The organism is Vibrio sp. GLN_1, from assembly GCF_043106015.1.
Taxonomy (GTDB): Bacteria; Pseudomonadota; Gammaproteobacteria; order Enterobacterales; family Vibrionaceae; genus Vibrio; species Vibrio parahaemolyticus.
The window spans coordinates 869,658-894,832 of sequence record NZ_JBICMD010000036.1; the positions used below are offsets into that span (position 1 = coordinate 869,658).

The window sequence follows — 25,175 nt, forward strand, 5'->3', positions numbered from 1 at the left end:
CAAGGAGATATTCATGGATTTTCGTTCAGACACAGTGACTCAACCCACCCAAGCTATGCGCGAAGTAATGTTCAGCGCCCCTGTTGGCGATGATGTTTATGGTGACGATCCTACCGTAAACGAGCTAGAGCAATTCGCGGCTGAATTAGCAGGATTTGAGGCAGCGTTGTTTACCACTTCTGGCACACAAGCAAACCTTTTAGGATTAATGGCGCACTGTGAGCGTGGCGATGAATATTTATGCGGCCAGCAAGCGCACAATTACAAATATGAAGCAGGTGGCGCAGCGGTACTGGGTTCTATCCAGCCTCAACCAATAGAAAACAATCCAGATGGCACGTTGCCATTTGACAAATTAGAGGCGGCAATTAAACCTGATGACGCGCACTTTGCTCGTACTCGTCTGCTAAGTTTAGAAAACACCATCAACGGTAAAGTGATCCCACTGTCTTACTTAGCGGAAGCTCGTGAATTCGTTAATAAACACAATCTGAAACTGCATCTCGACGGTGCTCGTGTGTTTAACGCAGCCGTTGCGCTTGATGTTCCCGTCAAGGAGATTGGTCAGTACTTTGATTCCATGACGATTTGTTTATCTAAAGGTCTTGCCGCACCCGTTGGTTCACTGCTGCTTGGCAGCAAGGAATACATCGCGAAAGCTCGCCGTTTAAGAAAGATGGTCGGTGGCGGAATGCGTCAGGCAGGCATTCTAGCGGCAGCAGGTAAACTGGCGATCACGGAACAAGTCGCGCAGTTAAAGCAAGATCACATCAATGCAAAAGCATTGGCGGAAGGTTTAGCTGAACTACCGGGTTTCTCGGTAAATCCTGACTTCGTTCAAACCAACATTGTGTTTGCTAAGTTGGATGCTAAAGTCGATATCCAAAGCATCGCGGAGCAACTAAAGCAACAAAACATCATCATCAGCCCAGGAAACCCAATTCGCTTTGTCACTCACAAAGACATCTCTGCTGAAGATATTCAAACCTTCCTATCGAGCCTTAAATCTCTGCTTTAGATTGATTTTGATCATTGAGCTTCCCCTTGGGGGAAGCTTTATTCTACGGTCAATTATCGCTAAATCGAGAATCCATAATGCTAAGAACCCTCCTTTTAACGTCTCTCATTTTTACTTCCACCGTCTATGCCAATCCTTTTGGCGATGCTGAGAAAGGCAAAGTTAAAGCCCCAAGCTGCGTATATTGCCACGGCACAAATGGACTAAGCAGTAATGACGCCTATCCGAACCTAGCAGGTCAAAGCCCTAAATACTTGTATGACTCGATGAAAGCCTATCAGGATGGCTTGCGAACCGGGCCTCTGGCAGAGATGATGAAAGCGCAGTTACGTATGCTGAACGATGAAGATCTCCGCGATGTTGCTGCATTTTTTTCCGAGCAATCAGGCGACTAAACGGTATGCATTAATGAGTGAGAAAAGGCTCGTCAGCAGTACGAGCCTATTTATTTTCCTGAATATAAAACCAACAACACATTCCACCAACAAATGAACACAAATCAATCAAACACACTTTAGATCAAATATTTGATGAATTTATAGTTCACTACAGGCATTAATATTGACTTTTTATTCTACTTTATCGATATTTCATGCTTTGTTTGATTCGACGTGAAGTAAGTTATGTCTCACACACATGCGCAGCCATCGGAATCGGCTGCAACAAAGCAATCATGGCAGATGCCTGACACTCTCATTTTAATCTTTTTTGTTGGTATCTTTGCTGCGATTCTTACCTATCTAATTCCTGCTGGTCACTTTGATAGCCAACAGGTGTCTTACGTGGTAGATGGTGCGGAAAAAACACGTACTGTTATTGATCCGTCTTCTTTCTCGTACGCAACCGACGAAAACGGCGAGCTGGTTTACAACAAAGTGGGTCTCTTCGCTTCTGGCGGCGGTATCGGCTTGATGAACTTCCCATTTGAAGGTCTGGTTTCAGGTTCAAAATGGGGCAGCGCAATCGGCGTTATCATGTTTATGCTTGTGATCGGCGGCGCTTTTGGTGTCGTGATGCGCACGGGCACTATCGACAACGGTATCCTTCGTCTGATCGACAAAACCAAAGGTAACGAAGCGCTCTTCATTCCTGTTCTGTTCTTGCTGTTCTCTTTGGGCGGCGCTGTCTTTGGGATGGGTGAAGAGGCGGTGGCGTTCGCCATCATCATCGCTCCATTGATGGTTCGCCTAGGTTATGACGGCATTACGACCGTAATGGTGACTTACGTTGCGACTCAGATTGGTTTTGCGACATCTTGGATGAACCCATTCTCGGTTGCGATTGCACAAGGTATTGCTGGTATTCCTGTACTATCGGGCATGACGGTTCGTATGGCACTTTGGGTTGGTTTTACACTCATCGGTATCGCCTTTACGATGGTTTATGCGTCTCGCATCAAAGCAAATCCTGAGTACTCTTACAGCCGCCGTACGGATAAATACTTCCGTCAGAAAGAACTAGGTAGCCACGACTCTCGTTGGAACTTCGGAGACACGCTCGTTATTCTAACGGTTATCGCAACAACGATTTGGGTGGTTTGGGGCGTAGTAGCCAAAGCATGGTACATCCCAGAAATCGCTTCTCAGTTCTTCACAATGGGCTTTGTGGTTGCCATTATCGGTACGATCTTCCGCCTAAACGGCATGACCCTTAACTGTGCGGCGGACGCATTCAAAGAAGGCGCAGCAATCATGCTAGCTCCTGCTCTTTTGGTTGGCTGTGCGAAAGGTGTATTGCTTATTCTAGGTGGTGGTACTACCGATGAAGCAAGCGTACTGAACTCGATTTTGAACAGCGCAGGCGGCGTGATCAGCGGCCTTCCTGATGTTGCCGCAGCTTGGTTGATGTATGTGTTCCAATCCATCTTCAACTTCTTCGTGACCTCGGGTTCTGGCCAAGCAGCACTTACGATGCCTCTGTTGTCTCCTCTTGCAGACATCGCTGGCGTAACTCGTCAGGTAGCGGTTCTGGCATTCCAACTGGGTGATGGTTTCACTAACGTGATAGTCCCTACTTCTGCGTCCCTAATGGCAACGCTTGGCGTGTGTCGTATCGACTGGGGTGACTGGGCGAAATTCTGCTGGCGCTTTATGCTATTACTCTTTACCCTATCGAGCATTGTCGTCGTCGCAGCTCACGTGATGGGTTTTGCGTAAACTGATTAACAGATAAGAAGGCGAGACAAGTTCTCGCCTTTTTTGATTCAAGCCAAATGGCAAATAAGCATCAAAACGATGTTTTGGAGTGACAACTTTAATGGCAACACAATTTCTGGATGACGTAATTCAAGGTCATCAAGTCATTCAATCTCTCGACGTAACTGACTTGCCTGCTGGCGAGCATAAATTCTGGTTCCGCATTGCAACCAATGCCCTATCTCAGTGGCAACACCTACCAGTATTGGTATTCAAAGGCGACAAGCCGGGCAAGAAGATTATGATCACTGCCGGTGTTCATGGCGATGAATACAACGGCGTTCTTGCCGCGCAAAAAACAGCTCGAGAGCTAATCGGCAAAGAACTAGCGGGCACTGTCACTGTTGTTCCAACCATCAACTTAACGGGTATGTTGAACCACAGCCGCGATTTTTACTCCGCTGATCCTGATGCCTCACCAGCAAACCTAAACCGCTTTTTCCCAGGCGACGCAAACGGCAATGAGGCCAATCGCTACCTGTTTGCATTATGGAACAATCTGCTTAAGCCAAATGCAGAGCTTGCGATTGATCTGCACACCCAAACCAGTGGTGCCGCTTACCCATTGTATGTGTTTGCCGATTTCCGTATCGAACAATCGTTAGAAATGGCTCGCTCAATTAACCCAGACGCTATCTTAAACGATCCGGGGGACGCAGGTGTTTTAGAAACCGTGTGGAACAACAGCGGCATTCCAAGCATTACTATCGAAGTGGGCATGGGGCGTTACACTGAGCAAGCGCTGATTGATCGTACGGTTGCGGGGATTTTTAACGTGCTAAAACGCCACGAAGTGATTTCTGGTGAAGCTTCGCCAGTCATCCCTTGCCTTGAAGGTAACGAGATCATCAGTATTCGAGCCGAGTTTGGTGGCTTCGTTCTACCACAAGTGAAAATGATGGATACCGTTGAACAAGGTCAATTGCTTGCGATTCAATACGATAGCTTTGGTGACGAAATTCAGCGCTACATGGCACCGACTAGTGGCACGGTATTAAGTCACAACATTGAGTCGATCAGGGCTCCTGGTTCATTGGTTGTTCGCCTAATCAAATAGCCCTAGTTGTTCGCTATTTGAAAGCACTTTTTCGGATAGGTCAATTTGCAACAAAAAGCCCCGCTCATTTAGCGGGGCTTTTTACGAATAAAATCTATTTCTTCATTCGTGACATTGTCACTAACAATACGGTTACTGCACAACTTGTCTGTACTACACCTAGGTTTTGAATTATTCCTGCCAATCCAAGCCCCGACCCAATCAGTAAGTAGTACATCAGCCCAAATACTGCGCCAGCACTGCCCGCTTGCTGTTTATAATCCACCAAAGCAGCGCTTAGTACATTAGGTATCGCAATGCCAAACGCCATCACGACCAATAACATTGGAACTAAAAACCAAATAGATGTTTGAGCCCAAAAGACACCAAACCCACCAGCCAACAACAGTATCGATGCGATCCACAACAAAGATGTTTGCGTTCGTCCTTTACCCAACAAAAATTTATTCAACAAGCTGCCGACAAATGTACCTAAGCCAAGTACAACGCCACTGTATCCAAACTCCGATGAGCTAAAACCTAACGCCTCAAATGTGAAAGCACCTAATTGGTAGTAAGAAAACAATGCGATATTGTAGAGCGCAACTAATAACGTCGATTGCCAGATTTGCGCATCTCTCAGCATTCGTCCCAGAAGTGAACCAATATTCAAAGGCTGTTTCTGAATTTGTGTCTCTGGCAGTTTGAAAGCGTTGTAAACAAACAAGCCTAATGCCATGAAAAACAGTGTAAAAAAGACGGTTTGATAGCCGCCCAATGCGGTTAATTGGCCGCCCAATGCGGTTAATTGGCCGCCGAGCAACATGCCAATCACCGGACTGACAGAAATTCCTATTCCCATTACGCCGAATACTTTACCCAATTCTTCGCCAGAAAAACTGTCCCGCAACATGGTTTGCGTCACCACAGAACCCACCGCAATACCAAAGGCGCTCAACGCTCGAGCCAACATGACCACATCAAAGCGGTCAGTTTGCATCGCAACCAATGCAGAAAGCCCATAAACGAGCAAGCCAACTAGCATGGTTGGACGTCTTCCCCATTTATCTGCTAATAGACCCCAAACCACGACTCCGATTGCAAATGCTGTAAAGTAGATCGATAGGGTTTGCGCTGCTTGCGAATAGGTGATTGAGAATGACTGTGCAATATCACCAAGTACAGGGCTGTAAATCGTCTCTACAATTTGTGGAAACATCAGCATCACAACCATTAATCCAATAGAAGGTTTCGTTTTCATTTTTGCCTCTCTATCCCACTTCGACCTGATGAATTCAGAAGCTTAAGTGGGTAACAAACTTAACTTGGCGCGCAGTATAGAAGGCGTTATGCTCTACCCATTAACACCATTAAGACCAAAAACATCAAAATTCGGACAAATGGCACTTATTGAAGAAAACTCTCAGTTTGATGCAGACAAGCTCACAGCCAACGTGGTCGGCATTGCTGCAGATGTTGGTAAACACGACTCAGGGATGCATCAGCACCATAAAGGTCAGTTACTTTACGCGCCACAAGGATGCATGACGTTTGCCCTAAATGATTCCATTTGTATTTTGCCGCCAACCAAAGCAGTGTGGATCCCACCTCATACTCCACATCGCGCCGTAATGACGAATGTTGTGGCGTATCGTTCTGTTTATTTCGATTGTGACAAGTTTTCTTGCCCGAAAAGCATCGTAATGATTGAAGTTAACGATCTCCTAAAAGCACTGATCAATAAAATGGCTTTGTGGGAGTGGGACATAGAACAAACCAAAACAAATGCGACAACCATATTGTTTTGGGAAGAGTTTTATCAAGCGAAGCAATTCGAGCTCACTTTACCATTGCCATCGGATCGTCGTTTGGCTTCATTTCGAAACGCGATGACAAAAGACGGATTCATTGCTCCTGATCTCAACCATTTATCGAAAACAATCGGGGCAAGCGGTAAGACAATTACAAGACTGTTTAAGTCCGAAACAGGCATGTCTTATCAAGATTGGCGCCAGCAATGGCGATTGTTAAAGGCAATAGAGCTGTTGTGTGAGGAGAGACAAGTCAGTGATGTTGCCCATTGCTTAGAGTTTTCATCAGACAGCGCATTCATTGCGTTCTTTAAAAAACAAACGGGACAAACACCACTGAGCTTTATGAAGCATCGAACCTTACTGTAAGGTCAGCAGTTGGACAATTTACTGTTTTTGATCGACCAGGATCAACTCATCTAGCGCAAAGCCTTTCTCTTTGGCGACTCGCTTAAATCGCTCCACCGTCGCCTTATCGACATTTGGTTTCCGAGAAAGTAGCCACAAGTAATCATGGTTAAAACCTGAGATAAAGGCATACTCATAGTTTTCTCCTAGCTCGAACACAATGTACGAGGAATAGAACGGGCCAAAAAATGAAACTTTAAGATGGCCGATGTTTTCATCTCCAACGAAATACGCTTGGCCTTCGGCTTGTGTCCACTTTTTATTTTCTTGCGAATAACCACGGTTGATAACCGTGACACCACCGTCTTCACGCAATTCGTATTCAGCCGTAACGTTAGAGAGGCCGCGCTCAAAGGAATGATCCAGTCGAGCTATTTCATACCATTTACCGAGGTATGGTTGGAGTGCAAAGTTGTTTACAGGCTCAACATCATCTGGTTTTGACGTACAACCAAACATCGCGATCAAACATAACAACATCCATGCTTTTATAGATTTCATTTTTAACTCCAATAGCGATTACTCATTGATTTTACTCTATAAGATTGAAAATCGATCACAGACGAAAGATTTTAGAATCTCCGCAAGCCAACCCTTGTTCCTGATAACCTTGCAAAGCTTCAAAAACATTGAAATGACTGACGACAATAACTTTGTCATATTGTCTGTACCTTTCCAAAACCGCCATCGTTCGTGCTTTTAACGCCGTCACATGCTCATAGCGCTCGTCGCTCATCGGCAGTCTTAGTTTTAGCAACTCGCGATATTCGTGCCAACGCCGGTCTCGCTCAGCCAACGAAATATAACCACCAGAAGTATCCGCCCGCCACTCTCTCAGATCGTGTTCGACAAACAATTCAAATCCATGACGACGGTTAAGGATCTCCGCTGTTTGGAGCGCTCTCGTATATGGTGAACAAATAATAGCCTGCGCATCATCGAATACGGCGTTGGTAAGCTTTTGATGAAGTTCCGATAAATACGCTCGATCTAATGGAGCGTAATCTTTCTCTAACTGCGTCATGCATCTTTCATCAGCTAATGAAAAATCTGGCACGCCATGTCGCACAAAAATAATTTCCATCTATTTGTTTTCTCTTAGCTTTTACTTATTTTATAGTTTTTCGAGATAAGCTTGTGCTTTTTTCGGGTTAGTCAAATGAACAAATTGAATGGGTGAGCCGCTCAATTCACGTTTCAGTTGAAGATATTTTCGTCGTCGTTTTGCGTAGTTTTTAATAGACCATAATACGATGGAGTCTTTTGTGAACAGTCGATACAGACTTTCTCTGTTACCAGTCCCTTCCCACAGCTCTTGCTCTGTGTAAATACGAGTGAGTGCACGTTTGATCGCTCGGTAAAACGTCACCGTTCTTGAATAGTCCAACCAAATTATCGTGTCGACGTCTTGCCACTTTATGCTTTCAGTTCGAGAATAGTTTCCATCCAAAACCCATTCGCTTTGCGTGAGGGCCGTTTTTAAGTTGCTGAAAAACTCATGGTCGGTGCTTTCTTGCCAGCCCGCTTTCCAAAACAATTTGTCCATTTCGATATGTGTAACGTCGAGCTTCTGAGCTAAGGCTTTTGCGAAAGTAGACTTACCACTGCCGCTACTACCAATGACATTTATCCTTTTCATATAACGCCCTCCATGGCGCTGGCAACAAATTGACGAAGAACGCTGCAATTAGTCAAACTACGGCTTATTTTTACAGGTCGGTGATAGTAGTGTTTTGTATGATTGATAAGAAATTCAAACGCCAAACATGTGAACTATGACTCATATTACATTTAATTTATTGCGCTTAACGCTGCCCCAACTCTCGAGTAAATTGAGTCTTCGTAGGCAACAACATCACGAGTTTTTACACTGTAAACTGATTTATCAAGAACAGAGTGTTTGATTTATCGTGCTTATTTTCTATGTAAACTCGCTCCAATTACTCATCGAATTAACTTTGTGCATATCAAAAGTTTGCACAACATAGACAATGGCGTGATTTCATCACCACTATAATACGATCCGATATGAATAGAGGTGATGGTTATGATGTTAAAAACAGTGTCGACTTGTGCAATTTTGGGGTTGCTTGTTGGTTGCCAACCAAAAAACCAAGAAGAGACGACACATGTAACAGCCTCGGCAGATGTATGTAATACACAGGGAAACATGCCAGGTGGGTGGAACGAATTTGATGCTACCCCTGATGCACAAAAGGCAATGGCCTTTGTCCTGAAACAAATGGATACTCTTTCGTCATTCAAACAAATTCTGACAGTTCATGCACAAATAGTGAGCGGTGTGAACTACGCAATTGAATTTGAAATGGATGATGGCTCGATTTGGAACACTATTGTGTATCGTAATCTCGACGGAGAGTACGCGATTACTCAATCGCCAAAAGAAGGTCACTTCTGCGAACAATAAGTGTCAGAGTCGATAAAAAAGCCCCATAAAGGGGCTTTTTTGTTTTCATTTAACTATTTGATTTTTATTTAGATATTAGCATCTGAGATTTAACCGAAACGGTAGAACCAAACCTAGACGGTTCAACATCGATTCGCAACGCCATCTGCTCTTTGAGTTCAGACACGTGTGAAATTACGCCAATCATGCGGCCCGTTTGCTGCAAGTCGACCAATGTTTGAATCGCCAGATCGAGAGATTCAGGGTCCAAGCTACCAAAGCCTTCGTCGATGAATAACGTATCTAAACGAATTCCACCGCTGTAAGATTGCACGACATCAGACAAGCCTAATGCCAAAGCTAAAGCTGCCATGAAGGATTCTCCCCCCGACAACGTTGCAACATCACGCATTTTTCCGGTGTAACCGTCTTCCACCACGAGATCAAGTCCTCGCCCTGCAGCACCTTTAAAACCCTCTGTTTTACGCGCTAGAATATATCGACCCTTGCTCATCAAACTCAGTCGTTGAGAAGCTTGAATCAACACATCATCCAATAAAACCCCCAACACAAATCGGTGTAAACTGATACGGCTGCCCGTTTTACCACTGGCGACATCATAAAGCGTACCGAAAACTTTGTACTCTTCCTCTAATTTACGGTTTTTATCGTGCAGATTAGAAATTTCATTGCGAACTTTTTCCAAGCCTTCAAACAGTGAACGCGTGCTATCCAGCTGATTTCTAATTTCTAGATACGAATGTTGAGCAGTGCTTAAACTCCCGTTAAGCGCTTCTAAATTAGGCTTCTCGACCTCCTTCAAAACTTGATTTAAATCCGCAAGAGTTTGTTCTAACTGAATTTTTTTCTGCTTAAAGTTATCTATTTCTTGTTGCCAAGTTTGAGTTTGTTGTTCACTCACTTTACTCTGTAAGAAGTGCGCTTCATCAGCAAACGCACTCGCTTTTAGTGCGCTTTCCCATTCGGTTTTAGCATTTTCCAGTTTACTATTCGCTTCCAACAGCCACTGTTGGTGAGTCGTCAACTGACTATCGACATTTGATTTCGCCAGCACAGCTTGTTGTAACTGCGCTTGCTCAGATTCTAGGCCGTTATTCAGCTCAACAATTTGCTTGTGTATCTGAGTCAAGTCGTTTTCTAGTTGCTCTAGTGATGTGTATTTATCACCTAATGACGCACTCAATTTCGCTAACTGCTGCTGATTTGCTTTAATCGTCGATTCATTTGCAGCCATCTGGTTTTGCAAATCGTTGATCTTACCTTCGCCAACCACACAACGTTGATTCAACTCGTTCACGCTTTGCTCAAGCTGAGCAATATTAATTGCGTTCAAATGCTGTAATCGTTCATTGAGTTGATGAATTGATGCCTGTAATGCTTGCAGCTCTAGGTTCGCGTTCTGCCCCAACTCCGAAACCATTTGCTCAGTTTGCTGCGTGTATTGAGCAATCGCAATATTGTGTTGTTCCAACTGGTTGCTCAATTGGTTCAGCGTGATTTGAGCCTCACGCTCCTGATGACGAGCCTGTTGAACTTGCTCTTTTGTGACTTCATCACCAACAAATTGAGCAGGCTGAGGATGTTCGGTACTACCACAAACGGGACACTTCTCTCCAGTTTGTAAACGAAGAGCAAGAACTGCCGCTTGCGCATTATGCCAACTGAGCTCTAACGCATCCGCTTCACGTTGAAGGTTTTCATAATAAGACTTGGCTTGAGTTACCGAGGCTTGTTTACTTGACGTCAATGCATCTAACTTTGAAAGCTCTTGATTTAAATTACCTAACTTTTGAAGATCCGACATCAAACGCTGCTGCTGTTTGATCTCTGCATCCACACTACCAATACTTGCGACATCAATGCGAGCTTGCTCCAACACTTTTTGCTCTTGCAGGGCGTCTTGCGTCAGTTTTTCCCTAAACACTATGTATTTTTTTAGCGTTTCTTCAAATTCTGATTTCTGCTGAAGTCCTGCAGCGATGGCACTATCCAGTTTAACCTTCTCGACCAACTTGCTTTTCATACTTTCAAGTTGGTATTGCTGCTCTGTCAGCGTAGGAACCCGATTAGCTTGTTCTTTTGCCTGTTGGAAGGCTTGTTCCTTCGTTTTTAAGACGTCGTCAGCGGCTTTTAAATCTTGAGAAAGAACGGTAACCTTTTGGTTTAAATCTTGAACTTGCTGGGCGGCATTTTGCAGCGTGATATAAGGCAGTTCAATCCTACTCGCCTTTTTCGCATTATCTAACTGCAGTTGGCGAGCCGAAATGGTTTCAGTTTGTTGCAAGTGCAGATGGAGCGCGGCTTCTGCTTGTTCACGCTTTTTAAATTCATTACTTAACGTTTCAGCTCTCTGAATTTCTGTTTTCACGGCATTTAACTGAGCAAGCGATTCCTGCTCTCGCTTTTGCGCTGACGCGAATTGGACAGACAGCGTTTCACGTTGTTCTGTTAATTCCGCTTCTGATGTCACTCCCGCAACTTGAAGCGCGCCACGAATTTGGTTATCAAACTCATCTTTTGCTTTGCTTATCGAGCTTGCTTTGTCTTTTAAGGCGTATTCAATCTTTTTGTAGATATCCGTTTCGAACAACTGGCCAAAGATCTCTTCACGCTCTTTAGACGTTGCTAATAACAGCTCGCGAAATTTACCTTGAGGCAATACCATAACCTGACGGAACTGAGTTTCGTTCAAACCAATAATATTAGTGATCTCAGTTTTAACTTGGATCGTTTTGCTGGTGATGAGTTTTTCTGTCTCACCCAATTCATACAATGACGCCGTGTGTTTGCGAACGGTCAATCCCTCACCACGGGCTTTCGGAGCTTCTTGCTCCGGCGCGCGAGTCACTCGGTAAACTTTGCCATGCAAAGAGAAATCTAGAATTACTTCGGTTAGCAGCTGTGGCGATGCTAAATCACAGCGCATTTGGATCCCTTGACGTTCATTGCTAGTGGTTTCGCCATATAGCGCAAAGCAAATCGCGTCTAAGATCGAGGTTTTACCTGAGCCAGTAGGTCCATTAATTAAAAATAAAGCATTACTTCCAAGCTTTTCAAAATCAATAGTTTCTGTTTTCGCAAACGGACCAAAGGCTTGCATCGTGAGTTTGATTGGTTTCATATTTGGCCCTTACTGCTGTGAAAGTTGCTTAATGATGTCGCTGATTGCTTGCTCTTGCTCATTGGATAATTCACTATCCTGTGCTTCAGCAAAGAAATCTTTGAACATGTCAATTTCACTGCGAGCGAGCTTAGCTTGCGCCATTTCTTGCTCGACACCAATTAGCATTCCTGGCTTCTCTAGGTGCAAAACATTCGGGTAAACCGTACGAAGTTTCTCCATCGGATTCAAAATGGCGTGTTTATCCATTAATCTCACCAGTAAATAATCTTCATTTTTCGGGTCCGTTTTGCCCCACTCTAGAATTTGTTCCAATTCGCCTTCAACGATACGCATTTCATGAGGCGCAGTTAACTCAATATGTTCCGCCCCAATAAAGCCATCTTTGCCGATTTCAACTAATGTGAAGCCTTTCTTTTGATTTTGTTCACCGAAGCTGTACTTCATCAACGAACCAGAATAACGAATGTACTCCTCACCTTTCTTTTGAGGTTGGTGCAAATGACCTAACGCGACATAATCGAAGTTTAAAAAATGCTCGTGGCTAACTCGATCAGAGCCACCGATAGAGAGTGGTCGCTCTGATTCAGATTCAATAGCACCATCTACGAAGCAATGACTGATTAGAATATTTCGATGCTCAGATTGGAACTGCTCTGTAATTTTTTCGGCAAGCAGTTTATGAGCTTCATCGTGTGTCGACACCGGCTCTTTATACACATAACGTACTTGTTCAGGATCATTGTATGGCATTCCATAGAAAGCGACATGACCAGCGGCTTTCGTTTCAATCACAACTGGCGTTAACATATCTTCAAAGTTGCTGATGATATGCAATCCCGAACGTTTCATTTGCTCAGAACCAAAACCCAAACGCTCTGCGCCATCGTGATTGCCTGAAATCAATATCATAGGAGTATTGCGCTCACCACAGATTCGCTTTACGACTCGATTAAGCAACTCGATAGCAATCGTTGGTGGAACGGAGCGATCATAGACATCTCCGGCAACGATTACAGCATCAACCGGATTGTTTTCAATATATTGGATAAGTTGCTCAAGAACTGCCTGCTGATCTTCAAGCAAAGAGACATTGTGAAACTGTCGGCCAAGATGCCAATCTGAGGTGTGGATAAACTTCATTCGAATTCACTTTCTGCCACAAACATGGCGTTATCTTATTATCCCGTTAGGATATCGTGACTTCGTAAGCTTTTCATGTGGTTTGTGTTGATTGATCTAAGAATTTTCGCTCTCATTTCGACCAAATAAGGCTCCAACAACATACCCACTTGGCTCGATGTCTAGCTGAACAGCGTGAAAGCGTTCACTCATCTCGTTCATTTGTTGTTGATACAGGCAGACAGCTTTGAGAATACCGCTACAGGCTCCAAGCGAACCTAACTTCACATTCAGAAAATGGTATCTAGTGTCGGAGGTAATCCACGGTGAGAAGCTCTGAATATGATGCATCCAAATAGGCTCTTCGCCTTCAACAGATACAGTAAAGTCACTCACCGGATATTTACAGTTAAGCCCTAACTGCTGCATGACCTTCTCTACTGCGATTGACTGTTGTGTGGCATCTAAATCAACACAAACGTTTCTGCTGAATAAACCACCTTTGCTCGGCTCGCATTTCGCCGCCACGACCGAACTACGCGAACCAATCACGTCATCATTTTTGGCATTAAATCCCAAAACCCAGGTAGGTCGACTTGAGACCAACTCTCTTTTTATTCTTCCAAGAGCCATCAAAAAGGATGCCTGCCCGTAAGGATACAAGTAGATATTTGTACTTGGATGACCACCTAAGGCAGAGGATATCTCAAGCATGATTTTTTTCAGTAGCGTTTTGTCGCTGAGTTGGGGCAACAATACGCAAACACAACCAGATACTTCTGCTTGTTTTAAGCTTCTCTCATGTGACGCAATCAGCTTAAACAGTCGTTCTTCATAAACTTCATTGTTAACGTTTGGTGTTTTTTCACCGGAAAACCTAAATGAAGCATCGAGAATAGAGCTGACTTGTACTTCCTCATCGTCAATAAGACATAAAGGCATCTTAAAACCAATTCGCATCTATCCCCCGATGAGGACGGTCGGTACACCGACGAGAATTTTTCCACCATGAGATGTAGAGTCCCCTGATCTAGCAGCCGGTTTACCATTAATCTTAACGCTAGAAGACCCCGCAGATATGCTGTCAGGCGGCCCGATACAAACGAGTTTGTCACCTTTTCTCGCGGCAGGGATGCCTCCTATTTTTACATTTGGAGAACCCATAACAACAGGACCTCCAACATGAGGGATCTTGCCTGTTTTCTTTGGACAAAGGTGAAAACTTCCAATCACTGCAGCTGGTTTACCCATTCTCAGTTCCCTCTTAATTCAAAGAGATTTGTCCTGCTTTCAATGCGATTGCAGAGCCATTGATAGAAATCTTGTTGCCCTTAATGTTGATTTCGCCAGAACTCGACATTTGAATTGAGGCTCCACCGACTTTAATTTCAATACTTTTCCCTGCATTGAGAGACAACACTTTTCCAGTGTCAGAGGTATAGTTCTCTCCCACCTTTAACATCGCATTTTTTCCAACGTCTTGAGTGACATCGTTGGTTACTTTCTCAACTTTATTGTTCTCAACCACAATATCCACGCAGTCTTCGACTAACATTTGGAACAACTTTTCTGCGTGAAGGTAAATGTGTTCTTCGCCAGGTTTATCTTCAAAGCGTAACTCGTTGAAATTGGCGTTTCCTTTTTGAACTGAGCGGGACTTAAAACCGCTTTGAGAACTTTTCTCTGGAAGAGAATACGGGGGCAACTGGCTCCCGTTATACAGCGCACCCGTGACAATAGGTTGATCTGGGTCGCCATTCACAAACTCTACGATAACCTCTTGCCCTACCCGAGGATGAAACACCGCACCCCATCCATTTCCGGCAACGCTTTGAGCAACTCGAATCCAACACGAACTATTTACATCGTACTTACCCAAACGATCCCAATGGAACTGTACTTTTATTCTGCCATGTTTATCAACGTATACCTCACCGTCTTTATTACCAGTCACAATGGCTGTTTGAAGACCTTTAATTTGCGGTTTAGGGTAAGTAACCGCCGGCCTTAAAATGGTTTTAGAGTCCACACAACTAAACGCAACACGAACACCTTGAGAAGCGGTGCCACCCAGACCAGTTTGATTAAACACAGAAGCAAAAATCGTCACAGAGGCCAAGACATATTCTTTTCCTACTCGCGATTTATCTTCGTGTTTTTTGAACTTAAAACATTTACCCACAGAAAAGGTTCGACAACTCGCCTCTCCGCTACATAGATAAACGTTCTGTTGAAGGGATTGAATTGCGTGAGTGTTTCGAAGCGAGTACTGATCGTCACTTTCTGTTTCACCCAGATACTCAAAATACTCACTCGCAGGTACTGTAAACAGTGCAGTATCACCAGCAGCTACGTTTTTGGGTTGTGAGGCTGGTTTTAGCATATTGAAGCCAAACTTCTGGCTTGATTTAGTCGTTAAAACTTGTGTTTCGTTCCAAGCAGAAATGTGACTCGACTCTGAACTGCCTGTATCGAAATCGACCATAAATTCAGGACTGGGTTTGTAAAAGCTTACATCATCAAAAATATCTAGGACATGGGATGATTTAGAGTGACTAAAGCAAAAAGAGAGCCCTTCTTCGGCTAGAAGGCGCTGAACAAAAGCAAGATCAGATTCTTCATACTGAACTTTGTAGGAATATTGGGGATACGTATTTTTTAGTTCAAATTTAAATGCAACACCATGCTCTGAAAGCACTTCGGAAATAATGTCTTTTATATTTTTCTTCTGAAAGATCTTACAATTATTTCTGTACGCTGCGAACTTAACTTTCGGTTCAACAATAATTTCAATATTTTTGTAGTTTTCTCCATTATGAGAATTCATCACTCTCTGGCCTTCGAGCTTTGCAGCAGAGACAATGCCATGGAAAAAACGCGGACTTTTAGAAACACGACTACTATTTTCCACTGAAATCGTTACTTCTTTACCCACGATTTCATTGAGCTCATTTTTTTGATCATTAAAATAAGCTTTAGCACGCAATGAAAAAAGCTCCGAGATCCCTTCTCTATATTCGAACGAATTGAGAATAAGAGCATCTTTTCCAAACGGAGAAGAAATACGGATAAAGTTGTTGTCTTGACTTGCTTTTTTCATTGGATACTTATATTTCCTTTTGAAATGGCGGAGGAGATAACCCCTCCGCACAATAAATTACATTTGTTGACCTTTAACACCGCTGTAACCGTAAACCAACGGAGCAGAAGTGTTGTTTTTGTCATCAGTAGGTGTCACTGTCATCATCATTTCAGTGTATGAAATTGTGATAGTTTCTACTGGGCGATCATCTTGAATCGATACTGAGTAGTTAGAAATCATCGCATCAGTCAGTTCGATTTTCATGATTTCTTCAACTTTTTCACCCTGCTTAGTGATGTGAAATACTGCAGGTTTACCTTTACCGATTGTTGCTTCCTTGAATAGATCAGGAGACGAACGATCTTGAAGTTTAGTGATAGTTAAATCATATAGGCGTGTTGCACTTGCTTCACGGTCCATTGCTGTACCCGTGTAAGAAGAAATTTCACGACCAACACTCCAATCTACAGATAGTAGTGTAATTAAATCCTTATATTGTTCCGCTGTCGCTTCACCTTTAATATCTGCGTATTTAAGATACGTATTAGACTGCATGCTAATCTCCTAGAGCATTATTAATTGACATATTTCGTATTAATTAAATTATCTGAATAATGATAACTAATGATTGATGTATCAAAAACTTCATTTTAAATACGCTCCTTTATATCTCTAAATTAGATTTAAATTAAGCGATATTTATAACTAATAATAGTTATTATGAAGCAACTCTCAATTATTATTTACAGAGTTAAACTTGTTAAATAAGTGAGACTTCTAGTTCTTTAATTGAACCTCTAACATTAATTTCATCGAACGTCTTACCATTAAGAATTGCATTCAATATTTCATGAGAAATTTTAGGAAGTAAATTATTTTCAATGGTGGTTTGAACTACACGAGCACCACTTCCTGACTCATTACTATTGTCTACAATGTCATTAATTAGTTGTTCATCAAAATATAACCCTGCCGAATAATGTTTTCGGATACGGTTAGATACTTTGTTGAGTTTTAACTTAGTTATTTCCGTTAGGACTTCTTTTCCGAGAGGCAAGTAAGGTAATACATTAACCCGCCCCAAAAATGCAGGTTTAAAATCTGTTAGCAAGTCATCTCTAAGCGCTTCTTTTAAAGCTTCCGGTTCTGGCGCTAAGTCTGGATCTGCATAGAGAGACATTGTGGTTTCTGTGCCGGTATTCGCCGTCATGATAATGATGGTGTTTTTAAAATCGATATCTCGACCTTCACCATCTTTAATGGAGCCTTTATCAAACACTTGATAGAAAATATCTTGCACACCGGGGTGCGCTTTTTCCATTTCATCCAACAGAATCACACTGTAAGGTTTACGCCTTACGGCTTCCGTTAGAACGCCCCCCTCACCGTATCCGACATATCCAGGTGGAGAGCCTAACAACAATGAAACCTTATGCTCTTCTTTGAATTCCGACATATTTATCGTGGTTACGTTGTCTTCGCTCCCATAAACTTTCTCTGCGATAGCAAGAGCGGATTCCGTTTTTCCGACACCACTAGGGCCAGTTAATAAAAACACGCCATTAGGTTTGGTTTCATCCGTCAATTGGGCACTTGCTGTTTTGATCACTTCGGACATGATTTCTAGAGCATGATCTTGCCCCACCACTCGCTCGCACAAGCTATCTTTTAGGTTAAGAACCGCTTCAATTTCGTCATCTTGCAATTTTCCAAGTGGAATGCCTGTCCAATCAGAAATCACCTCAGCAATCAAAGATTCATTCACATGAGAAAAGACTAAAGGCTGGGCGTTGAGAGCTAAGTTCGATTCGATTTCCTGTAATCGCTCTTTGTCACAGTCGGCATTCTCTTCTATCACCCTAGCTCTCAACGACTTAGCTTCTTGAACCCACTGCTTTTCTTGTTCCCAAATTGCCTCTAATTCTATGACTTGATTAGATAACTCATCGATCTCATACCGAATATTATTAAGCAGTTCATCGTGACTTACGCCCAATTGAGCCTCTTTGGTAAGTTGTTGAAACTCAGCTTCTTTGATGTTTAGCTTTTTCTTTTTGCTATCCAACGCGCCCGGCGTGGCAGATTGGCTCAATGCAACACGCGAACACGCTGTATCTAATACCGATACTGCTTTATCTGGCAGTTGGCGTCCGTTAATGTAGCGAGCAGAAAGTTGTACCGCAGCATTCAGTGCTTGGCTTGTGATATAGACATCATGATGTTGCCCCATGATGTTAACCAAGCCTCTAAGCATATCTACCGCTAACTCAGGAGTCGGCTCGTCTACTTTCACAACCTGGAAGCGCCTCGTTAACGCGGCATCTTTTTCAAAATATTTTTTGTACTCAGCCCAAGTAGTTGCAGCGATGGTCCGTAACTCTCCTCGAGCCAACGCTGGTTTCAATATATTAGCAGCATCACCTTGCCCCGCTTGACCACCACCTCCGATTAGACCATGAGCTTCATCGATAAAAAGAATGATTGGCTGCGAAGATTCGTTAACTTCTCGAATGAGATTTTTAAGTCTATTTTCAAACTCCCCTTTCATCCCCGCACCCGCCTGAAGCAAAGCAAGATCGAGTGATTTGATGGCAACATCACGCAAAGCAGGAGGAACATCCCCATCCACTATTTTTTGCGCCAGCCCCTCAATTACCGCAGTTTTACCTACGCCTGCCTCACCCGTTAAGATCGGATTGTTTTGGCGGCGACGTAGTAAGATATCGATCATCAAGCGGATTTCATTGTCGCGACCGATAACAGGGTCTATTTTTCCAGCTTTAGCTTGCTCAGTAAGATCCGTTGTGAACTGATTCAATGCAGAGTTCGAGCTGCTCGTCGCCTTAGAAGTATTGTTTCCACCATCGCCCACATGCTCTTTCATTTCGACCAGGCGAGATGGTTCGACTTTGTCTAGCTCCGCGCTAATAGCGTTCATCATATTCACTAGCGTGTCATCAGAAAGATACGCAAACAGTAAGTGGATACAGTTCACTTGTTCTTCATGAAACTCTATCGTTGCGCACATCAAAGCATTCTGCATCATGGTTACAGTATGAGCAGAAAGGCCTGGGACGGTTTGGCATCCCGTTTTGTATTTTTCAAGCTGAGCTTGCAGTTGTTCTTCGACTTTTCTTTCATCAATATCAAAAGCTTCAAACACTTCTGAATAAATACCGGATGGATGTTGAACTATCGTCAACAACCAGTGGGTCAACTCTATACTATGATGTGTACGCGAACTTGCCATTGCAGCCGCTTGCTCTAGCGTTTCCTTCGCTTGCGGAGACAATCTTTCGACCAACGCTGAAAGTGATAATGAAGCCATTATGTTTCCTTTAAACCGTAATTGTTATGTTGCGATCTTCCGTACGTTCATGTTTTTTCAGTACAGAGCCGACACCTAACTGACCTTGTTGCTTAGATATTTGAACTTGAGGCAATAGACTATGTTTAGTCGTGAGTTGCCATTTAACGTGCTTGTGTTTGCCAATGAAGTCACCTGCTACCTGTTTTATCGTTTTCAATGTATTGGTCTTGGGTAATAGATTTGTGACTTGCTTACTTTCCTTTGGGAGAAACTCAATTGTTGTACTTGCATTGATATTCCAGGCTTTTTTCCCTAGTGACGCACCAGCACCGAGTTGTGCAAACTGGCCTTCGGGCATACTTTTCGATACCAAACGAGTTTGTTCAGATTTAGACAGTCGCATCCATTGACCTTGAAACTCGTGAATACGAATTTGGCAACCAGACAAACATTCCAAAATGCTCTTCAATGCACCTTTACTTCGTGTTGGAGATGCATACATGCCGCCATAATGCAGTGCTAGATCATTCCCACCGCCAGTCAATGACGACATGCAATCAGTTAATGGGGAGCGCTGATTTTTTGCATGCGCACGCGCTTGTATGGTTAACTGACTCAACTGCCAACTTCGATAATAGAGGGATAAAAGCCGATGGTTAAAAATGTCATAGAAGTCCACCATCGCATGATCGCCTTCTTTCAGTCGATGTAATGCAAGCTCACTGTAATGCTGAGGCAGTACACCCTGCTCCCCCGTCAAGCCAATCAAATTTGTCTCAAGCGCTAATTTATCTTTACCTAATGGTTTAGTAGAAACGAGTTGCGCATTCTCAAAGCCTAAAGACGCATTGACCTTTAAGTTGAGTTTCTCGTTTTTGGGTAATGCATCTGTTCCAATTTGCGATTCAACTTTCAAAAGCTCTTGCTCAATAAGATGAATAGCTTCAAACAAAGAACGTTGCTTTAGCTCGCGGTAGAAGTCCTCTGAGCTCATAACAACACCTTATCACCTGTCAGCGCAGGCCATACGTGAAAGGAGCTGCTGGTTGATTTCAACTTTATCTCTAACTGCGTAAACACGTTAATCTCCGCATATTGAGCAAAGTAAACAGATAACACGCTACCCAATAAAAAGATCTGCTCTTTTGGCAGTATCTGATCGGATACTGTTAGAACCAGCTTTACTCCATGTGCAAAACCAACTTTTCCTTTCTGACTAACCCTACCGGTTGTATGTTCAAACTCTAGCTTGACTAGAGCATCTATAACGGCTTTTGTTTCGGCAGTGCCTGCAAATGCATACAAGTTCAATGTTTGTTTTAACGTTGCTAAGCCGTCAGCTTCAGTAAAATGGTTCAATGTTAATAGCTTGGTAAGCTGCCATCGTGTGCTTTCATCCATCTCTGGCCTAAGCGTTTCGGAGAGAGACGTTAAGCACCTAATTGATTTAAAATTATCATCAACATTGGGTAACTGAACCTTTGGTAGCCCGCCACCAAATGGAATTTTTTGTGGCAAATTACGATTGCAACACTCAGCTTCCACATACATCAGCCAATTATCTCTGCTTTCAGGGCTGAACAACTGGTATTGCTTATCAACAAAAGAAACATAAGTCTCTCGACCAGGCTCATCGTAGCCACCGGCCCAGTTTTTATCCTCTCGTCTCATTAACCAATACACTTCACTCGCGCTCATGTAGTGCGTGTGCTCTCCTGAATGGTAGCAGGGTAAGTGCTCGTAAGTTTTGTTCCAGTTTCTCAAGGTAACATCAGAAATCGAGACAACTTCATTACTCTCTGCATCTTGGTACTGAGGAGATAATTGATACTCGTACTCAGTTGGAAGGAGACGTTTAGGTTCCATGGTTGATTTGAACAGATTTACAATGGGAACACAGCCAACCATGACACTTTCCTCGTCTACTTGCTTTGGTAGCCAGTCATCGCTTGTATCGAAGTAAAAGCAAATCTCGACCTGCCCTTGAATCTCTAACTTATCTAAGCCGAGCTCGATCAAGTCAAAGAACATGAATTTTTCTGGGAAATGAAGGTACTCGACCAATAAACGAGATCCCGAAAAACTTCTCTTACTGTAAGGGACGACTTGTTCCTCGTCCCCAAAACCAACCGATTGAAGATGCCTCTTAGTTAGAGGCATGATTTCTTTACCATCCAATACGATTGAAAGACCAATCAAACTTTGGAATAACATTTGATATAGCTTGAGTGTTAATTGCGTCTGTCCATTTAAGTACAAACGCAAACAATCGATACCCATGGAATTGATAGAGGACTCTGAATCATGAGCACTCAGCTGACACCTTAGTACAGAGTGCGCATTATGCTCCCACTTAGAGCCAGTAGGCTTGAAAGGCGCGTTCTCAAATGAACCAGAGATAATATCGAGTGGATACATTGTTGTCGGGTAACCGGTTCGAAACTGGCAATCTTGATATCCAGGGGCACTAACTTCGACTCTTTCACCCACAGGAATAGCAAATGAACTAGTGGTTGACTCTGAACAGTTCAATTTGATCACGGACATCGAAGGAATTGGCGCATGAAAGTCCGGATATAGCTGTCCCATCAGTGATTCCGTAAACTGTGGGTAACTGTTATCCAGACTTTGTCTTATCCGAGCAGTTAAAAAAGCACAACCTTCCAACAGACGTTCAACATGTGGGTCTTCAACTTGTTCTTCGCTGATACGTAACCTAGCCGCAATTTTAGGATATTGCTCGCCAAACTCTTGCCCTTTGTGTCGCAGATAGGCCAATTCACGATTGTAGTATTTTAGAAACTCTTCACTCATTTCGCTCGACTCAACTTCATTCCTAAGTTCACTGGCTCGACTTCCGAATTGAATTTCAACTCGTGGATGTCATTATCAATCAAACAAGTTGCGCTAATTTCTAACCGTAAGGTTCGATCTATCGCATTTTTTTCATCAGAAATTTGAACGTGCGGATTTCTTAACCGAGGTTCAAACTCCCGAATAGCTTCATAAACGATGTCACACAACTGACTTTGTCCATCTTGGCTGCTATAAGGCATTGATGAAAAATCAGGTAACCCATAGTTCAGAATTGAATATCTAACTTCTAAAAAGTCTTCGTGAATATTTTTCCAACCAATACGACTATTAAGCATCGACTCTAAGTCTCTTAACAAACCATTGAGCATGTGTTGCTGACTGACGGGAAAATCTTTTTCTTCTCTGGTAGTTGGGTCGCTATCAATCAACTTGTCTAGCAGTGAAACCGTTAAAGCCATAATTGCTCTTACGCCAACTCTTTTATTACTTGTAGATTTTGTAAGTCAGAAATCGGCAGCGCCATTTCACCGACAAGCCAACACTTCAGACCTAAACCTAAGTAAACTTCTTTGTCAGCTATTTGTTTCCAATCCGTTTCACGACCTAGTTTCTGAGCATCACTTTCTGAATCCACGTAAGTCATCGGCATATGGCCTTCACCTTCACCTAAACCGTCAATGTCAAACTCAACGGGGCGCCAAACACTTTCTAGCAAAGAGGTAGCAGATTTGATTTCTAAAGTGTTGATGCTAGCAATAGGGACGAGGAAGTAGTTGCCTGCGGTAGAAAACAGCTCAATGTAACCACCTAAACGATCATCAATATCCCGCACGTCTGAGAACGAAGTATCATTAGCTAAAAAGCCTTTTTCTTGTCTCAGTTCTTCGATTTGAAGAGCAAGTTCAGAAACTTGTTCATAATCTTGACTCACCATTGATAAGTTGAAGCTAACCAATGACTTAGTTAGTTCTTCGTTCTCACCCAATACCTTCGCGGTTGCCGCACCTTGAGCGAAATCCTTTCGCGCTTGAGCAGCTTTAACCAGATGTCTTAACTGGCTAGCGCCTGGAAGATATTCAGGAAACAGTTTAATAGACTGCATCAGTTGCTCATCAGCTCGCTCAAAATCACCATCAATACAAAGCAATTCAATAAAAGAGCTTCTCAAACTGGCATCCTTTGGAGATGCCTTTATTGCTTCGATTAGTAGCTCTAAAGCTTGTTGCAACTGCCCTTCCGATAAGGCATTTTTCCACTGAGTCATCTTTCTTTCCTTACACCAAATGTTCTGGTGATAATTCCGTAATTAATTTGATACTTGAGACCATTTGGTCGAGCTGAAAATGAGGGCGTAAATGTATCACCGAGTAGAAGTGCCCTGGCGTATCGCGTTTCTCTCTAACTTTGATCTTCGCTTCGTTCAATGGGTACTTAGCTCTGAGTTCATCCGAAGCTTCGTCTGAAGCCGTTGTATATTGATGTAACCAAGTCTGAAACTCCCTCTCGAGCGATGCCGCGTCCTGATAGCCACCTATCTTGTCTCGCCCCATAACTTTGACGTAGTGTGCTATACGCGATACACACATCGTGTATTGGAGCATTGAGGTGAGTTTTGCATTAGTCGCAACATGCTTCTCTTCGTACAGTTTTGGCTTATACAACGAAACATTGGAAGTCATGCCGACCATGTCTGTTTCAGGAACTGGTGAAATCGGAATGAACCCACAATCAGACAGTTCTTGCTCTTTACGCTCAGAGACTTTTAGATTTAAAGGGCATCTATCTCTGTCATTTTTGCCATTAATGCGCGTTTTGTTTCTTGTAGGAGCAACAATAATGCCTTGACTATAATCCCCCTGTTTTATTCCTCGCATGTGAGTAAACCAACCGTGCTCTTGGAATGCTCTAATCGAAACAGCAGCAAAACAGAAGGCTCCACTTCCCCACAATAAATCGTTATTTGAATCGTCAATATTCTCTTGAAATTCAAATTGATCGTTTCGAGAACCATCACTTTTGTAGGGTTGTCGAAAAAGCACGTTAGGAGCGGTTAAGCCAATAAACTTGGTATCATCGTTATCTCGCAACTGTCTCCATTTGACATAATCAATTTGTTCAAATTGCGCAGCAACGTCTCGAGTCGACGAAAGTTCGGCAAATGTGTTCACACCGAATATTTCAGGAGACGCTGACATTACAAATGGACTAAATGCCGCAGCAGCAGACTGAGATATCTTGCTTAGCACAGAGATATCTCTATCAAAATAATTTGTTCTCGGGTCATAACGTAATTGATAATCACCAACAACCACACCAAAGGGTTCTCCTCCGGCCATTCCATATTCATTTTGATAGAGTAATTTAAACAAGGCAGACTGATCGAACTCGATAGCCTTGAGCGCATCTTTACTTACTTCATTCCATGTTGCAGATAGAACTTTAATTTTTACTGAGTCAGACGATGGTTTATCAACTTGTTCACATAAATATCGAACGCCTACCCAACTGCACTCTAATTTCTGAAAATCTGGATGATGAATGATCTCATTGAGCTGCTTCTGTAATAGTGTGTCAATGGTATTAATCGTGCTCACAATGCTATGGCGAAAACTCGCAAAATCTTTAGATTGCGTGCCTTCCAACCAAATTCGTGCCGCAAGTATTGAATCTGAACATTCAACAAATTGAGTCAACCAATGACTGTCAAACTCAGCCAGGCCCATCGGTGTAAACTCGTGTGTGAGTTCCTCTGGGTCTAGAAAGTTCAATGCATCTATTTTCGTCATAACTACCATAAGCTTGGCTTAATGGCTGGTCGAAGTGACCA

Annotated in this window: 22 protein-coding genes; 6 read left to right on the forward strand and 16 right to left on the reverse strand. The window is 43.0% G+C overall.

All coding sequences use genetic code 11. The features are described from left to right. Window positions 1-13: 13 nt before the first annotated feature. From ltaE to ACF8OV_RS21665, 4 genes are all read left to right on the forward strand, one after another. On the forward strand, window positions 14-1,018 hold the full coding sequence (gene ltaE / locus ACF8OV_RS21650) for a low-specificity L-threonine aldolase (protein WP_025551796.1): 1,005 nt from the start codon (window positions 14-16) through the stop codon (window positions 1,016-1,018). 77 nt (window positions 1,019-1,095) lie between these two features. Next, the gene (locus ACF8OV_RS21655) at window positions 1,096-1,413 is read left to right on the forward strand and encodes a cytochrome c (protein ID WP_025509443.1); all 318 of its coding nucleotides are present in this window, start codon (window positions 1,096-1,098) and stop codon (window positions 1,411-1,413) included. Window positions 1,414-1,641: 228 nt separating this feature from the next. Further along, window positions 1,642-3,174, forward strand: a complete 1,533-nt coding sequence (gene yfcC, locus ACF8OV_RS21660) for a putative basic amino acid antiporter YfcC (RefSeq protein WP_203504009.1) — start codon at window positions 1,642-1,644, stop codon at window positions 3,172-3,174. Window positions 3,175-3,274: 100 nt separating this feature from the next. Continuing rightward, window positions 3,275-4,270, forward strand: coding sequence for a succinylglutamate desuccinylase/aspartoacylase family protein (locus tag ACF8OV_RS21665; protein ID WP_005498994.1), 996 nt, complete (start codon window positions 3,275-3,277; stop codon window positions 4,268-4,270). A gap of 94 nt (window positions 4,271-4,364) precedes the next feature. Here the strand turns inward: ACF8OV_RS21665 and ACF8OV_RS21670 are convergent, their stop codons facing one another. Beyond that, window positions 4,365-5,510 (reverse strand): multidrug effflux MFS transporter, encoded by a 1,146-nt coding sequence (locus ACF8OV_RS21670; protein WP_317676256.1) that lies wholly within the window; start codon window positions 5,508-5,510, stop codon window positions 4,365-4,367. Between the two features lie 139 nt (window positions 5,511-5,649). On the opposite strand from ACF8OV_RS21670, the gene ACF8OV_RS21675 reads away from it, so the two are divergent. Beyond that, on the forward strand, window positions 5,650-6,429 hold the full coding sequence (locus tag ACF8OV_RS21675) for a helix-turn-helix domain-containing protein (protein ID WP_025509441.1): 780 nt from the start codon (window positions 5,650-5,652) through the stop codon (window positions 6,427-6,429). An 18-nt stretch (window positions 6,430-6,447) separates the two neighbouring features. Here the strand turns inward: ACF8OV_RS21675 and ACF8OV_RS21680 are convergent, their stop codons facing one another. Genes ACF8OV_RS21680 through ACF8OV_RS21690 form a run of 3 tightly spaced genes read right to left on the reverse strand, consistent with a single transcriptional unit; the run spans window position 6,448 to window position 8,107 of the window. Beyond that, complete coding sequence (locus ACF8OV_RS21680) at window positions 6,448-6,969, reverse strand: lipocalin family protein (protein ID WP_024700673.1); 522 nt, start codon at window positions 6,967-6,969, stop codon at window positions 6,448-6,450. Between the two features lie 55 nt (window positions 6,970-7,024). After that, a complete protein-coding gene (locus ACF8OV_RS21685; RefSeq protein WP_025540494.1) occupies window positions 7,025-7,552 on the reverse strand; it encodes a histidine phosphatase family protein in 528 nt (175 codons plus the stop codon). Between the two features lie 30 nt (window positions 7,553-7,582). After that, a complete protein-coding gene (locus ACF8OV_RS21690; protein WP_005480324.1) occupies window positions 7,583-8,107 on the reverse strand; it encodes a shikimate kinase in 525 nt (174 codons plus the stop codon). A 408-nt stretch (window positions 8,108-8,515) separates the two neighbouring features. On the opposite strand from ACF8OV_RS21690, the gene ACF8OV_RS21695 reads away from it, so the two are divergent. Next, window positions 8,516-8,896: a cystatin domain-containing protein gene (locus ACF8OV_RS21695; protein ID WP_005480328.1), complete on the forward strand. Its 381-nt coding sequence runs from the start codon at window positions 8,516-8,518 to the stop codon at window positions 8,894-8,896. Window positions 8,897-8,960: 64 nt separating this feature from the next. Here the strand turns inward: ACF8OV_RS21695 and ACF8OV_RS21700 are convergent, their stop codons facing one another. From ACF8OV_RS21700 to tssC, 12 genes are all read right to left on the reverse strand, one after another. Further along, window positions 8,961-12,017, reverse strand: a complete 3,057-nt coding sequence (locus tag ACF8OV_RS21700) for an AAA family ATPase (RefSeq protein ID WP_203504014.1) — start codon at window positions 12,015-12,017, stop codon at window positions 8,961-8,963. A 9-nt stretch (window positions 12,018-12,026) separates the two neighbouring features. Next, window positions 12,027-13,160, reverse strand: a complete 1,134-nt coding sequence (locus tag ACF8OV_RS21705) for an exonuclease SbcCD subunit D (protein ID WP_203504016.1) — start codon at window positions 13,158-13,160, stop codon at window positions 12,027-12,029. Window positions 13,161-13,256: 96 nt separating this feature from the next. Beyond that, window positions 13,257-14,099, reverse strand: coding sequence for a transhydrogenase beta subunit (locus ACF8OV_RS21710; protein ID WP_203504018.1), 843 nt, complete (start codon window positions 14,097-14,099; stop codon window positions 13,257-13,259). After that, the gene (locus ACF8OV_RS21715; protein WP_005499010.1) at window positions 14,100-14,390 is read right to left on the reverse strand and encodes a PAAR domain-containing protein; all 291 of its coding nucleotides are present in this window, start codon (window positions 14,388-14,390) and stop codon (window positions 14,100-14,102) included. Window positions 14,391-14,403: 13 nt separating this feature from the next. Beyond that, window positions 14,404-16,239 (reverse strand): type VI secretion system tip protein TssI/VgrG, encoded by a 1,836-nt coding sequence (gene tssI, locus ACF8OV_RS21720; protein WP_203504027.1) that lies wholly within the window; start codon window positions 16,237-16,239, stop codon window positions 14,404-14,406. A gap of 57 nt (window positions 16,240-16,296) precedes the next feature. Then, window positions 16,297-16,776 carry a type VI secretion system tube protein Hcp gene (locus tag ACF8OV_RS21725; protein ID WP_005375967.1) on the reverse strand — a complete coding sequence of 160 codons (480 nt, stop codon included), beginning with the start codon at window positions 16,774-16,776 and terminating at the stop codon, window positions 16,297-16,299. Window positions 16,777-16,981: 205 nt separating this feature from the next. Continuing rightward, the gene (gene tssH / locus ACF8OV_RS21730) at window positions 16,982-19,549 is read right to left on the reverse strand and encodes a type VI secretion system ATPase TssH (RefSeq protein WP_193285528.1); all 2,568 of its coding nucleotides are present in this window, start codon (window positions 19,547-19,549) and stop codon (window positions 16,982-16,984) included. A gap of 10 nt (window positions 19,550-19,559) precedes the next feature. Next, a complete protein-coding gene (tssG, locus tag ACF8OV_RS21735; RefSeq protein WP_005480294.1) occupies window positions 19,560-20,525 on the reverse strand; it encodes a type VI secretion system baseplate subunit TssG in 966 nt (321 codons plus the stop codon). Beyond that, window positions 20,522-22,345 (reverse strand): type VI secretion system baseplate subunit TssF, encoded by a 1,824-nt coding sequence (gene tssF, locus ACF8OV_RS21740; protein ID WP_005463819.1) that lies wholly within the window; start codon window positions 22,343-22,345, stop codon window positions 20,522-20,524. Before tssF ends, tssG begins: the two co-directional genes overlap by 4 nt. After that, window positions 22,342-22,806, reverse strand: a complete 465-nt coding sequence (tssE, locus tag ACF8OV_RS21745; protein WP_015313304.1) for a type VI secretion system baseplate subunit TssE — start codon at window positions 22,804-22,806, stop codon at window positions 22,342-22,344. Before tssE ends, tssF begins: the two co-directional genes overlap by 4 nt. 8 nt (window positions 22,807-22,814) lie before the next feature. Next, a complete protein-coding gene (locus ACF8OV_RS21750) occupies window positions 22,815-23,612 on the reverse strand; it encodes a type VI secretion system accessory protein TagJ (protein ID WP_005463815.1) in 798 nt (265 codons plus the stop codon). A 10-nt stretch (window positions 23,613-23,622) separates the two neighbouring features. Further along, window positions 23,623-25,134 carry a type VI secretion system contractile sheath large subunit gene (gene tssC / locus ACF8OV_RS21755; protein WP_005480259.1) on the reverse strand — a complete coding sequence of 504 codons (1,512 nt, stop codon included), beginning with the start codon at window positions 25,132-25,134 and terminating at the stop codon, window positions 23,623-23,625. Between the last annotated feature and the right edge of the window lie 41 nt (window positions 25,135-25,175).